Here is a 13097-nt window from a genome sequence, read left to right as displayed (position 1 = left end):
GTTCATCTTGAACTTAAATTTTCAGGACCGTGCAGCATGCATGCACCCGACCCAATGCTACAGCAGGAGATGATCGCCCTGATTCAGCAACTGGCCCCGCATGAGGGCCACACCAGAACCGCGCTGGACGGGGTGCGGCTGATGCGCACCGATCACCCTTTGGGACGCACGCCGGTGCTTTATGAGCCGAGCATCGTCATCGTCTGTCAGGGCCACAAACGCGGCTATCTGGCGGATCAGGTCTATCATTATGATGCGCAGCATTATCTGGTGCTCTCGGTGCCGCTGCCGTTTTCGACCGAAACCGAGGCGAGCCCGGAGGAGCCGCTGCTGGCCGTATCGGTCCGGCTCGACATGACGGCGCTGGCCGATCTGGTGATCGAGGTCGATCAGAGCGCCTCGGTGCCGCCTGCCACGCCCGTGGGGATCCTCTCGACGCCGCTCGATGCCACGCTGGCCGATACCACCTTGCGACTGCTACGCGCCCTGCAATCGCCGCTTGAGGCGCGGGTACTGGGGCCAGCAATCATGCGCGAGCTGTGTTTTCGGGTGCTGATTGGGCCGCAGGGCGGGGCCATCCGCGCAGCTTTGGCAAGTCATGGTAATTTCGGGCGCATCGCGCGGGCGCTGCGGCGCATCCACAACGACTACGGCCAGTCGCTGGATGTGGCGACGTTGGCGGGCGAGGCAGGGCTGAGCGTCCCGGCCTTTCACGCGCATTTCAAGGCGGTCGCTGCGACCTCGCCCATTCAGTACATCAAATCCGTGCGTCTGCATCAGGCGCGGCTGATGATGATCCGTGACAATCTGACGGCAGCGGCGGCGGCGGCGCGGGTGGGCTATGAAAGCGCTTCGCAGTTTAACCGTGAGTTCAGGCGGCTCTTTGGCCGTTCCCCGGGCGAAGAAGCACGCGAGATGCGTTCGGCCTTCGCGTTAATGGCGCCCACGCAGCTTGAGGCGCTGGCCGTCACGCATTAGCCCCGCGCGAGGCTGGCGCGGAAAAGCCCTGCGCCGTAATCGGCGCCAGGCAGCTGGAGCGGTTTTGGTGAACAATATCCGGTAGATCACCGGGGCCACGACCTGATCGAGCAAGGTTTCTGCTAGGAATGACTCGCACCTCACTCAACGATCGGACCGCTTTTGCCGCCGTCGTGCGCCGCCAGAGCTTTACTACTGCTGCGGCCGATCTCGGAGTATCACCCTTCCTACACTCCGCCACGCGATGCGATGACTGGAGGAGCGCCTAGGAGTGCGGCTTCTGGCGCGCTGACTCGATCCGTCGCGCCCACCGAGGCCGGCGCGGCGTTGCTTTCAAACTTGCAGCCCGCACTTTGCAGATCGAGCAGGGCTGAGCGCGCTATCACATTGTCCGCCCTAGATCAGGGTCGCGTGGATCGGCACCGGGGAGCCGACCCCAGGCGTACCCAAGTTTTTCGGCAATCGCATTGAGGTCCGGCGGCAGAGTTCTGCTGGATTCTTCGCCGAAGACGCCGAAGAGTGGATCCCATTCTTCAATGGAGAGCGACACGATCAGTTTTTCCCGGCTGAAGGGATCTTCTTCGATCAGGGCTTCGACCTCCGTCCTGCTGTTCGCGACTATGATCAGAAAGCCTGACCGCAACGGCGATCCCTTCAGCGGGCCGGAGGCCTTCAGCTTTTCCTTCTCGACCAGTTCCAGCAGATATTCGACATGTTCAGCGACGTGACGGTTCCATTCCGGTCCGTCGGGATGAGACATGGTGACGATATAGAATGCCATGATCGATGTCCTTTTATTGCGAAGGCACGACTAACATTGGCAAACAGTAATGATAAATCGTAGTTTCTACCGTACAGAAACAACCAATGGTGTTGAATGCCTGACCGGCTCGAAAGCATGGCCGCCTTCGTCAAGGCGGCAGAACTAGGCTCCTTCGCCGCAGCGGCTGAGAGCCTCGGAGTATCGCCGCAGATGGTGGCAAAGCATGTTGCCGCTCTTGAAAGCCGCCTCGGCCTGCGCCTGATCAGCCGCACCACACGGCGGCAGAGCCTGACCGAATTCGGTCAGCGCTACTGTGAAAGCTGCCGGACGATCCTTGGCGATATCCAGGACGCAGAAGCCGAGGCGACCGAAGTCCGCAAGGTTGCGCGGGGCGTCTTGCGGATCAATGCTCCCGTGACGTTCGGTACCCATGCGCTCCTCCCGGTCATCACCCGATATCTTGTGGAGAACCCCGAAGTACAAGCGGACGTCGTCTTGTCAGATCGGTTGGTTGATCTGGTCGAGGACGGCTTCGAAGCCGTGATCCGTATCGGTCCACTTTCGGAAACCAGCGCACTTAGCGCGCGAGAGCTCAGCCCTTATAAATTGATTGCCTGCGCCGCACCTGGCTATCTCGAAGAGCGCGGCGTCCCCGCCACACCTGACGATCTGAGCCGGCATGAATGCCTAGGCTTCAGTTACTGGTCGCAGGCGATGGCGCGTGAATGGACTTTCCGGAAAGCAGGCACGCTGTTTCGTATACCCGTCCATGGCAGGTTGAGGGCGAATGACTGGAAGGGCCTTCACCATGCGGCGCTGGTCGGCTTTGGAGTGACGCTCGGGCCAATGGTTGCGCTGCGCGACGACATCGCAGCCGGTCGTTTGGTTCAGGTTCTTGCCGACTACGACGGGCCTTCCCGCCCTATGCATCTTCTCTATGCGCAGGATCGCCGGATGACGCCCAAGCTGCGGCACTTCATCGACACGGTGCTGGCTGCGTTCCCTCGCGAGCCGGAGGCGTAGCGGCAAGGAGTTCGCTACCTGACCTTCGACAGGACCATCGCGCAGGCCCACCGACACGCAGTAGGCGCAAAAATGTCTGATAATTCAGTATATTGTCCGCTCCCGCGGCGACCTTAGCACCAAGATCCACCTGGCCGTGCGCAGCCTTGACTGCCCGGCCAGGATCATCCTGACCGCCGGTCAGCGCGGCGATGCGCCCCAGGCTGCTGCCCTGCTCGGTGAGGATCGGCCCGACGGGCGGCTGGCCGATGCCGCCTACGGCGCAAATCACTTCCGCGAGGCCATCACCAAGGCTGGCGCTGTCGCGATCATCCCCAACAACCCGTCACGGATGAAGAAGCGTCCGATCGACCGCTTATTTGGGAGGGTAATAGAGGGCTATGGAGTAGATATCGTTCTCATCGCTATCCCGCATGGCCCGCCAAACACCGCCGATTGCACGCGATAATGCGAATTGCCGCCGATAGCCCGCCACAGCACGACAACAGTGGCCGCGCCGTTACAATACTGGTCAGGTCGCCGCCGTCAGGCTCACCCGCCGCGCCAAAGCTTCGGTGCTTTCCTTTCGCTCGGAATAGCGATCCGTCAGGTAGAGCGATACGTCGCGCGTCAGCAGCGTAAACTTGACCAGTTCCTCCATCACATCGACCACCCGGTCATAATAGGAGGACGGTCTCATCCGGCCAGCTTCATCGAACTCCTGATACGCTTTGGCGACGGAGGACTGGTTGGGGATCGTCATCATCCGCATCCAGCGGCCGAGCACGCGCATCTGGTTGACCGCGTTGAAGCTCTGCGAGCCGCCCGATACCTGCATCACCGCGAGGGTCCGGCCCTGCGTTGGGCGGATTGCGCCGACTGAGAGCGGAATCCAGTCGATCTGGGCTTTCATGACGGCACTCATCGCACCATGTCGCTCGGGGCTGGTCCAGACCTGGCCCTCCGACCAGAGCGAGAGGTCGCGCAGTTCCTGCACCTTGGGATGATCGACGGGAGCGCCATCCGGCAGCGGCAGGCCGGACGGATCGAAGATACGTGTTTCCGCCCCGAAATGTTTCAGCAGACGCTCGGCCTCGAATGTCAGGAAACGGCTGTAGGATCGTTCGCGAAGCGAGCCGTAAAGCAGCAGGATACGCGGTGGATGGGTAGACGGCGTTGCTGCACGCAGCCGGTCTATGCCAGGAATATCAACGCAAGCGGCATCGAGATTGGGAAGATCGTCAGACATCAACGCTGCTCTTTCGCGAGTTCTGATACTTTGCCACCGCGCTCATACCAGCCTTTGGAGCGGTTTACGATCCAGACGACCGAGAGCATCACCGGCACTTCGATTAGCACACCGAAAACAGTGGCGAGCGCCGCGCCCGAGTGAAACCCGAACAGGCTGATGGCGGCAGCAACCGCCAGTTCGAAGAAGTTCGACGCCCCGATCAGCGCCGAGGGGCCAGCGACGCAATGCTGCTCGCCGGCCATCCGGTTGAGCAGATAGGCAAGGCCGGAATTGAAATAGACCTGAATCAGGATTGGCACGGCAAGCAGGCCGATGATCATCGGCTGCGCGATGATCTGTTCGCCCTGAAATCCGAACAGCAAAACAAGCGTCGTCAGCAGCGCCACAAGGGAAGCCGTGCCGAGTTTTGCGAGTAGCCTGTCGAGTGCAGCTTGCCCGCCGAGCGTCAGCATCCGGCGACGAATGATCTGCGCGATGATGACGGGAATGACGATGTAGAGCACGACGGACAGAACCAGCGTACCCCATGGCACCGTGATCGCTGACAGGCCCAGCAGCAGCCCGACAATCGGCGCGAAGGCGACGACCATGATGGCATCGTTTAGGGCAACCTGACTCAATGTAAAATGCGGCTCACCCTTTGTGAGGTTCGACCAGACGAACACCATGGCCGTGCATGGCGCGGCGGCAAGAATGATGAGGCCGGCAATATAGCTGTCGATCTGATCCGCCGGCAGATACGGCCGGAACAGCCAGCCGATGAACAGCCAGCCCAGCAGCGCCATCGAGAACGGTTTTACCGCCCAGTTTATGAACAGCGTCACGCCGATGCCCCGCCAGTGGCGGCCGACTTCGCCCAATGCTGCGAAGTCGATCTTGAGCAGCATAGGGATGACCATCAGCCAGATCAGCACCGCCACCGGCAGGTTGACGCTGGCGATCTCTGCCGAGCCAATCATCTGGAACACGCCAGGCAGGAAGTGGCCAAGCGCGATGCCGACAACGATGCACAGGGCGACCCAAAGGGTGAGGTAGCGTTCGAAGGTGGACACGCAATTCCCTCAGGCCGTTGCGACGCGCCGGCCGTGTTCGTCGATCACGCGCTCGCCATCTTCCTTGACGAACGCGCCGCACTGCGGCGGCAACAGGCCGAGCACGTCCTCGGACGGTCGGCAGAGCTTGACGCCCCTCGGGCTGACGACGACAGGCCGGTTGATCAGGATAGGATGCGCCGAATTACCGGTGCAGAGGAATAGGACGTTGAAGACGCGGTGCTCTTGTCCATCAGACATGGGACCTGCCTTTCGTGGGGTCGCAACAGGAGGACAGCGCCGCCATTGCCGGATTGCAGACTTCCGGGTGGCCCTGACAGCAATCGCGCATGAGGAATTCCACGAGACCGGAAAGCGTGGCCAGCGCAGCGCTGTAGATGATCGACCGTCCCTCACGGCGGGACACGACAAGTCCGGCCTGTTCGAGATGGCTCAGGTGAAACGACATACGAGACGACGACGCGCCATCCATCGCTTCGCCGATGGCTCCAGCCGACATGCCTTCCGGGCCAGCGGTCACCAGCAACCGGACGATACGGAGTCTCGTCTCCTGCGAGAGTGCGGCGAAGGCGTTAAGGGCTTGCTTCTCGTTCATCGCAACTTCAACATCTCAAGAATCATTGAGATAATGAATATGCCAAAGTTGCGCTAAGCGCCAGGGGGAATCTCAAAGCTCTGTCCGAACGAGGCCCCATCGGTTGTCATGGCCGCTTTAAGGAGGGCTAGGGAGGGGAATAGCGTAAACGTAGTTCTCTGTTTCATCGCTCTCCGCCCGCCACCTCATACCGCTTACGTGCCTGCTCGCACGCTTTAAAGACATCTGGCGCTCTGGTGAGGACGCAGTAGAAAAGCGGACTGGTCCCGCTCGCAATGCGGGGCAGGCTCAGCGAAGGAAGGCGGCCGGTCGCCCTCCACACAGCCCTCATGAGGAACGTGCAGCAGGACCGCCCATTCTGGCACACGCCACATCGGCCCCTGTTCCTGCTCGCGGCTTTAACGGCCTTGGCAGTGCCCGCCGTATGGCTCCTTCCCTACGGAGTAGGGCCCGAGCCGGTCGCGTGGCATTTGCACGAGTTGCTGTTCGGCATGGGTGGCGCAGCCATCGGCGGCTATCTGCTCACCTCTTTACCCGCCTGGACAAAGCACGGCCCCATCGCGCCAAGTCTCACAGTGGCCATGTGCATCCTATGGGCCGTGTCGCGTCTGAGCTTTCTTCGGGCGGATACGCTGCCCGACATCCTCCTGACAGCGGGAACACAAGCGTACCTCGCAACGCTCGCGGCCCTCGTCGCTTGGCACACACTCACGCGGCGGATCTGGTCCAAGGCCTATCTTGCACTCGCGCTGCTGATGCTGATTGCGAGCGATCTCCTCTATCTCGCTCGCCTGCGTGAAGATGGGGTCGCGTCGGCCGGGGCAACGGAAGCGGTCCTTGGGTTTGCGCTATTGATTTGCCTCGTCGGCGGCCGCGCCGTGCCAGCCTTCACCAGAAGCTGGCTCGAGAGACAGACCGCGCCGAGCCTCATGCGGGACAGCCCTGTCCTGTCCGTTCTGAGCTTGGGAGCGCTCGTCTGTGGCGGTCTTCTCGCCTTTGCCGAAGCTCACAGGGCGGCAGGGCTCCTGCTCATTCTGTCAGGAGCGCTCCAGATCGCGAGACTTCTCGGCTGGCAGACTTGGAGCGTGCGCCGCTACCCCGCACTCCTCCTATTGCATCTGGCTTGGATCTGGTTGCCGGCGGGATTGCTGCTCCTCGGTTTGGCCATGCTGCACCCCGAATGGAGCGCGGCGCCGGCCGCCATCCACGCGCTGACCATGGGCGCGATGGGAACGATGATCCTCGCGATCATGGCGCGCTCGGTCATGGCACGCAGGGACGATAGGCTTGCGTTGGGCCGGCGGCTGGCGCTCGCCTTTGCTCTGGTCTGGCTATCGGCCCTGCTGCGCGTCTTGACGCCCGTCATACCCTCAGGGCTGCCCGATCCAATCCGCACGGCCGCCATCTTTTGGATGACGGGCTGGATGCTTTTCCTTTGCACCTATGTTCCAGCCCTGCGCCGTCCGGTCCCGCGCCCCATTTTGAGCGCGCGTCTCACACTCCCATGACCCCGCATGTCCGCATGTCCCTTACGCTCGAGCTGCTGCCGGTCGAGACGGAGGCCGGATCGCCCTGCACTGAGATCTCTGTCCCCGTGCCGCCTTACGCTCATTCGGCAGCAACGCTCCGTGTTCCGTCCTGGGCCACAGTCTGCAGAACGGTGAACCCCTCAAACTCCGGATGGCCTTGATAGAGCGGCTTGGTCGCCCCTGCGCCGGCATGAACTTTGCGGAACTGCTCCGATTTGGTCCACGCCTCAAAGTTGGCCTTCGAGCGCCAGATCGTGTGCGAGGCGTAAAGAACATGATCATCGCGCTCCGGCCCTTTGAGCAGGTGGAACTCGATAAAGCCCGGCAGTTCATCGAGGTGGCTTTCGCGCGAAAGCCAGACCTTCTCGAAATCGGCCTCCGCGCCCTTCATGACCTTGAAGCGATTCATGGCAATGAACATCATCTTCTCTCTCTTGATCCAGGCCTGCGTCTTGCGGCCGTCCCGATGGCACTCAATGACAGCGCCTTGTCAAATCCAGGGCAACGATCAAACAAGCCGTGCCTGACCTGGATGCGGTGCTGGAGCAACGCCTTCGGGGGCGCGCAGGTTCTGCTCGACGAGCGTTGTCCGCAGATCATATTATTCAATACTTTAAGTATCAACAAACGATCGAACCAATCGGGCATCCGCCCGCATTACTCAAAACAAACGCCAGCCGGGAGCGAGCCCGGCTGGCGATACGTGTTGAGACGAAGCCGCAGCTCAGTCGATATCGATGCCCGCCAGGGCGTAGTGGCGGATCGTCTTGCGGTTGGCGATCAGCTCGTCAACCGTCGGCTCCTGCTTCATGGCCCGCGTCAGCGCCGTGGTCATGGCCTCGTAGTTGTTCTTGTAGAGCTCTTTCTTGTCGAGGTTCGCGTCCGTCGCCGTCCGCGGATCGAGCCACACCGTGGTGATGATCGCCACGTCGTTTGCAATGTCCTTCGGGATGATGCCGTTGGCCACCGCATCGACGATCGCGTCGCCGAGCGCTGCCTGCACCACGCCGCCGAGAAGATCGACGTACTCGGCGCTGGCGATGGTCACCTTCGAGGTCATGATCGCCGCCGGGCGAACCATCTGGTTGCAGTCGCGCAGGATGAACATCCGCGTGTGACCTGCGGACTGGCCCATCATCGTGGCGAACGCCGTGCCGACCGGGCCCTTGACGGAGCCGATCACGACCTCCGGCATCGCATCGGTCACCTGGCCTTCAGACGCGAACACCGTGGCTTCGCCAGTCCTGAACCAAATCTCAGACATGAATTCCTCTTGTTTCCTTGAGTGGATGGAGTTCGGATCCATTCGACGAGACACTCGTCCTGCTGGACCGTGCAGGTCTGCAAAATTGGGGAGATACGTCGCGCTGCCGACGGCGCCCGAGAGCGCCGCCGGCTTTCATCTTTCAAGCGTGTGCAAGCGTGTGGATCGGGGCCTTATGTGCACCCGGAGGGAAGGGAACCAATCTTCCTCAAGACGCACGGCCAAAAATGAGAGCCGTTTTCCGATCCACTCGAACTGTAACGGCCCTAAACTCGATACTTGATCTCGTGGGAACCGCCTGGCATGTGGGGCACGCCCCAGACAGCCACCTCCCTGCGATAGGGCAGCGGATACTGCGGATCCTTCTCCTCGATCTCACGCGCCAGCCGGTGCCCATCGAAGGTCGCATCCGCGATCAGCTTCGGCGCAAGCGCATCCCCGATGAGATAGATGCCCTTGATGTCGTTCTTGGCCCAGTCGTCCTGGCGGGCCTTGAGATCGCGGAACAGCGACACGTTGGATCTGCGCCCCGTCACGAGAACGAGCGTGTCGTACTCATGCCACTTGTGGGTGCGGTTCTCCGTGCGCGGGCTGCGGCCTGCGCCGTTGAACTCGATCTTATGGCCGTCACCCCAGACGTCATAGAGCTCGATCCGTCCCTCTTCCGCCCGCGACGCCCAGACATCGCTGATGATCTCGATATTGAGCTCGTTGAACATGCGCCGCACGTTCGGATATTCGAGCGTGAAGTGCATGTAACGCCCGAGATCGACCCCGCTCGCAACCTTCACCTCATGGCCCGCTTCCGCGAGCTTCTGCGCGAGGCTCGGCGCCATGTAATAGGGATCCGCGTTGAGGATCATCACACGCTTGCCGATCTTCTTGCTGCCGGCAAAGATCTGCTCCGGCGTCACCATGTAAGGCAGGTCGGCGCTGATGCCGGGCACGGGCGCATGCGTCATCGCGCTGGTGCCGTCGACGTTCCAGTGCGCGCCGGTGGCAACAACGACCTTGTCGGCGCCGTAGCCGAGCACGTCGTCCACCCCAAGCGGCTTGGATCCGAGCGCGATCTGGGAATCGCGGTTCTTCTTGACGAGCTTGGTGAGCTGCGTCTCGCGATAGTCGCGATGGTAGCCCCACTCGCCGAGACCCGGAAGCGTCGCCACCTGGTTGACGTATCCGCCGATCTTGTCGGCCTTGTCCGCCAGATGCACCGTATAGCCGCGCTCCATGAGAACGCGTGCGCATTCCGAACCGGCCGGGCCGGCGCCGATGACGAGGATGGTATCGTCGGAGGCCTTCTTCTCGAACTTCTCGGGATGCCAGCCGCGGCGGTATTCCTCGCCCGCCGTTGCGTTCTGCGTGCAGACCATAGGCGGCCCGCCGATCTCCCACCGCGAGATGCACACGTTGCAGCCGATGCAGGTGCGGATATCGTCGACGCGGCCCTCCTTGATCTTGTTCGGAAGGAAGGGATCCGCGATCGACGGCCGCGCCGCACCGATAATGTCGAGCTGCCCGGTGCGGATCACCTCGACCATCTTCTCCGGATCCGTGAAGCGCCCGACGCCGAGAACCGGCTTCTTGGAGGTGAGCTTGATATAGCGCTGCCACGGCAGCTGATGGCCTTGGCGATGGAAGCGCGACGGACCCGCATCCTCGCCCCACTCTGCGATCACGCCGATGTTGACGTCCCACACGTCGACGAGCGGATCGGCGAGCTCGACAAAGCGCACGCCATCCTCTTCGACCTGGACCCCATCCTGGCCGCTGAGCGAGTCGACGGCGAAGCGCGTCGCGATCGCGCAGTCGTTGCCGACAGCGTTGCGGACCTTCTCAAGCGTCTCGAGCCAGAAGCGCGCGCGGTTCTCGAGCGATCCGCCGTAGCCGTCTGTGCGCTTGTTGTAGAAGGGCGAAAGGAACTGCAGCGGAAGGTAGGCGTGCGCGCCATAGACGTAGACGATGTCGAACCCCGCATCGCGCGCCCTCAGGGCCGCATCGACATAGAACTGCTGCACCATCCTGATGTCATCGAGATCCATTTCCTTGCAATAGGACTGGGTCTCGAAGTCCGACGCGTACTGGCTCGGACCACGCGGCGTCTGCCGGCTTTCGAGGCACGGCGCGTGCGGGCCGCCATACCAGAGCTCGACGCCGACGAGCGCGTCGTATTTATGCACTTCGTCCGTCATCGCGCGCAGGTTGCGCACGTCGCCCTCGTCCCAGATGCGCGCCGAGACGCGGTTCGTATCGTCTGATTCCGGATGGATGGAGCAATATTCGGTATTGAGGCCACCCCATCCGCCTTCGGCTTTCATGGAGCGGTGCGCGGCCTGGAACCCCGGGCGGTCGCTTCCGGCACCAATGCAATGAGGCACCTGATAGAAACGGTTCTTCAGCGTCTTTGGGCCGATTTGTATGGGCTCGAATAGAATAGAATACTTCTCGTCCATGGCGTTTCTCCCGATTATTCAACTCGTTTTTCTTGTTCAGAATTCCAGAGAGCAAGGCATGACTCTCCCTTCGTCCTGAACCCAGGCCGGCAAGCGCAATTCCTTTGCGAGGCCGAGCGGCTGCCATCGGAAAACCGGGGTTTTCCGAGGAGTTCTCGTTTTTGTTTTTTATGCGGTAGCGTAATCAGCGAGGCAGACGCGGCGCGTTTGCTTCACCGTTCAAGCGCGTACTTAAACGTTCCCGCGTCCCTTATGATTTCGAAGTTCGTCGCGGAGACTAACCGCAAACTCACGCGAGCTCCGAACGCAGGACACTAGAACCGGACCGTGTGCGCCATACCAAGTTCCTCCCGCTCATTATTTCTTTATGTCGAAAAAATAGGTCAACTGACCAAGATCTGTCAAGCACTGAGAAAGCGCGCACAATGCAAAACCGGTCCGCTTCGCACACGCGCCAGCCGACATCCTGCTCTATCAAAAAATAGATGGGCGTGTCGCAGCCAGTGCCCGCGCTTACACGGCGAAGAGCATCGCGACGTTGGATCGCAAAACTACGATGTGAAAGCGCGCGAAAGAGCAAGAGAGCGCCTTGCCACCCTGCCTGCTGAAATCAGCCGTTCCGTTGCCAATTCTGCGAGCAGCAGTCGCGCCGCCAGCGCCCATACTTCCAAGGCGCGAACGGGTGGTGCTCGCCGCGGATATCGGGCGGAGGATCGTAGCCTGCGCTGCCCCAGGGATGGCAGCGGGCAAGCCGCGACAGCGTCAGCCACAGGCCGCGCCATGGGCCATTCCTGTCGATCGCCTCGAGCGCGTATTCCGAGCAGGTGGGCAGGTGGCGGCACTCGGCGCCCATCAGCGGCTTCAACGTCCAGCGATAGGCATGGATCGGCGCTTTGACGATTGCCGCAAGCCAGCCCATCGCTGCAAAGTCCTCCTCGATCGCGCCGGCTGTCAGGCGCCCGCGGCAGCGCGCGGCGATGCGCCTGCGTTCACATCATCGAGCGCGCGCTCGATGGCGTCGAAGATCAGCAGCGTCGACGCGTGGCGATGCGGATAATCCTTGACCGGCTCGAGTAGCCCGAGGTCCGCCCAGCGTCCCTGCGGCCGCGGCCCCCCGGCCTTCAGCATGTCGCGCATGGCGGCCGCCACGGCCCTGAGTTCACTGACTTGCGTGCCGACGATCTCACGGCCCACGATCGCCGCCGACGCCTGGCCGAGCAGGCAAGCCTTGACCGACTGGCCAAAGCCGGAGATGCGGTCGCCGTCGAGCTTCAGATCGATCTCGACGGTCGAGCCGCACAGCTTCGAGTGCGCGCGGGCGGAGGCATCCGGATGCTCGAGCCTGTCGGAATGCGGGATCGCCGCCGCCAGCTCGAAAATCCTTTGATTGTAGATGTCGTCAAGGTCCGCCATAGGCGTTGGTATCCCCTCTCGCTCTTCCGACTTTTCCCAGTGGCTTCTATATATAGGACGCCGCGCGCTGCCATTCGAGCCGCGTCGTGCCCGTCCATCTTGTCACGTCTCCCCGATTTTACAGACAAAGGGCCTCCATGTCCGACGACCGCCTTCCAACCGGCTTTCCCGCGCGCGGCTCAGCCACGGAGATCGAAGAAGGTCTCGTCTTCCAGCCCAAATTCGGCGCCGATGGGCTGATCGCCGCCATCGTGACCGATGATGCCACGGGCGCGGTGCTGATGTTCGCCTGGATGAACGCCGAGGCCCTGCGGCTCTCCCTCGACACGGGCATCGCGCATTTTTGGAGCCGCTCGCGACAGCGCCTGTGGCGGAAAGGCGAAGAGAGCGGCAACCTCCTCGCCATCCGCGAAGCCCGCGTCGATTGCGACCAGGACGCCATCTGGCTCAAGGTTGCCGTGGAGGGTGCCGGCGTCGCCTGCCACACAGGTGCCAGATCCTGCTTCTACCGCCGGGTCGAGTTCGGCAGTGAGGCGCGCGGAAAGCTTACGCGAAGCGATCCTTGAAGGATCTGGGTGAACACGGGAACCAAGGCGCCCGCTTCGGCTCCGCGCGATAACCGTCACCGCGTAAAGGAGTTTTCTATTCGGTCACACCCTTGGTAGTGGGACTTTAATCGAAATCTGCTAGTCTCCACGTAAGAGTTGAGGGGATCCCGAGGCTCGGCGACGCGACGGATTCCACGAAGCACCCGCACCGGTTGAGCCCTGGGCAGGGACGAGGCCGGAGGAGTGGA

13 protein-coding genes and 2 pseudogenes are annotated in these 13097 nt (G+C 61.9%); 5 read left to right on the top strand and 10 right to left on the bottom strand.

The genetic code is table 11. From position 1 onward, the window contains the following. The first annotated feature begins 36 nt into the window (after positions 1 to 36). Positions 37 to 978, top strand: coding sequence for an AraC family transcriptional regulator (locus V7P99_RS03535; protein WP_030091720.1), 942 nt, complete (start codon positions 37 to 39; stop codon positions 976 to 978). Positions 979 to 1360: 382 nt separating this feature from the next. Here the strand turns inward: V7P99_RS03535 and V7P99_RS03525 are convergent, their stop codons facing one another. Continuing rightward, on the bottom strand, positions 1361 to 1759 hold the full coding sequence (locus tag V7P99_RS03525) for a YciI family protein (RefSeq protein WP_081876263.1): 399 nt from the start codon (positions 1757 to 1759) through the stop codon (positions 1361 to 1363). A gap of 96 nt (positions 1760 to 1855) precedes the next feature. On the opposite strand from V7P99_RS03525, the gene V7P99_RS03520 reads away from it, so the two are divergent. Then, on the top strand, positions 1856 to 2764 hold the full coding sequence (locus tag V7P99_RS03520) for a LysR family transcriptional regulator (RefSeq protein ID WP_030091718.1): 909 nt from the start codon (positions 1856 to 1858) through the stop codon (positions 2762 to 2764). A 15-nt stretch (positions 2765 to 2779) separates the two neighbouring features. Beyond that, positions 2780 to 3116 (top strand): annotated as a pseudogene (locus tag V7P99_RS14760) (IS5/IS1182 family transposase); the annotation flags it as partial. 159 nt (positions 3117 to 3275) lie between these two features. Here V7P99_RS14760 and arsH read toward each other — a convergent pair. The 4 genes and pseudogenes from arsH to V7P99_RS03495 all read right to left on the bottom strand — a co-directional run bounded on the left by arsH (position 3276) and on the right by V7P99_RS03495 (position 5642). After that, positions 3276 to 3992: an arsenical resistance protein ArsH gene (arsH, locus tag V7P99_RS03510; protein ID WP_333793436.1), complete on the bottom strand. Its 717-nt coding sequence runs from the start codon at positions 3990 to 3992 to the stop codon at positions 3276 to 3278. Then, positions 3992 to 5047, bottom strand: a complete 1056-nt coding sequence (gene arsB, locus V7P99_RS03505) for an ACR3 family arsenite efflux transporter (protein WP_333793435.1) — start codon at positions 5045 to 5047, stop codon at positions 3992 to 3994. The genes arsH and arsB overlap by 1 nt, the downstream gene beginning before the upstream one ends. Before the next feature lie 9 nt (positions 5048 to 5056). Beyond that, positions 5057 to 5227: pseudogene (locus V7P99_RS03500) on the bottom strand (ArsC/Spx/MgsR family protein); the annotation flags it as partial. Positions 5228 to 5279: 52 nt separating this feature from the next. After that, complete coding sequence (locus tag V7P99_RS03495; protein WP_333793434.1) at positions 5280 to 5642, bottom strand: ArsR/SmtB family transcription factor; 363 nt, start codon at positions 5640 to 5642, stop codon at positions 5280 to 5282. A 329-nt stretch (positions 5643 to 5971) separates the two neighbouring features. On the opposite strand from V7P99_RS03495, the gene V7P99_RS03490 reads away from it, so the two are divergent. After that, on the top strand, positions 5972 to 7150 hold the full coding sequence (locus V7P99_RS03490; RefSeq protein ID WP_333793433.1) for an NnrS family protein: 1179 nt from the start codon (positions 5972 to 5974) through the stop codon (positions 7148 to 7150). A gap of 100 nt (positions 7151 to 7250) precedes the next feature. Here the strand turns inward: V7P99_RS03490 and V7P99_RS03485 are convergent, their stop codons facing one another. The 5 genes from V7P99_RS03485 to V7P99_RS03465 form a co-directional block, all read right to left on the bottom strand. Beyond that, a complete protein-coding gene (locus tag V7P99_RS03485; protein WP_333793450.1) occupies positions 7251 to 7592 on the bottom strand; it encodes an antibiotic biosynthesis monooxygenase family protein in 342 nt (113 codons plus the stop codon). A gap of 303 nt (positions 7593 to 7895) precedes the next feature. Continuing rightward, positions 7896 to 8435, bottom strand: a complete 540-nt coding sequence (gene fae / locus V7P99_RS03480; protein WP_333792787.1) for a formaldehyde-activating enzyme — start codon at positions 8433 to 8435, stop codon at positions 7896 to 7898. A gap of 266 nt (positions 8436 to 8701) precedes the next feature. After that, the gene (locus tag V7P99_RS03475; protein ID WP_333793432.1) at positions 8702 to 10888 is read right to left on the bottom strand and encodes an oxidoreductase; all 2187 of its coding nucleotides are present in this window, start codon (positions 10886 to 10888) and stop codon (positions 8702 to 8704) included. A gap of 610 nt (positions 10889 to 11498) precedes the next feature. Then, a complete protein-coding gene (yidD, locus tag V7P99_RS03470) occupies positions 11499 to 11807 on the bottom strand; it encodes a membrane protein insertion efficiency factor YidD (protein WP_333793431.1) in 309 nt (102 codons plus the stop codon). A 32-nt stretch (positions 11808 to 11839) separates the two neighbouring features. Beyond that, on the bottom strand, positions 11840 to 12301 hold the full coding sequence (locus tag V7P99_RS03465) for an iron-sulfur cluster assembly scaffold protein (RefSeq protein ID WP_333793430.1): 462 nt from the start codon (positions 12299 to 12301) through the stop codon (positions 11840 to 11842). Between the two features lie 137 nt (positions 12302 to 12438). On the opposite strand from V7P99_RS03465, the gene hisI reads away from it, so the two are divergent. Then, the gene (gene hisI / locus V7P99_RS03460; RefSeq protein WP_333793429.1) at positions 12439 to 12867 is read left to right on the top strand and encodes a phosphoribosyl-AMP cyclohydrolase; all 429 of its coding nucleotides are present in this window, start codon (positions 12439 to 12441) and stop codon (positions 12865 to 12867) included. Positions 12868 to 13097: the final 230 nt, after the last annotated feature.

The sequence above is a fragment of the Hyphomicrobium sp. genome (assembly GCF_036780825.1).
In the GTDB taxonomy this organism is placed as follows: domain Bacteria; phylum Pseudomonadota; class Alphaproteobacteria; order Rhizobiales; family Hyphomicrobiaceae; genus Hyphomicrobium_C.
The sequence above is the reverse complement of the archived record's forward strand: the minus strand, read 5'-3'. Positions and strand labels throughout refer to the sequence as shown.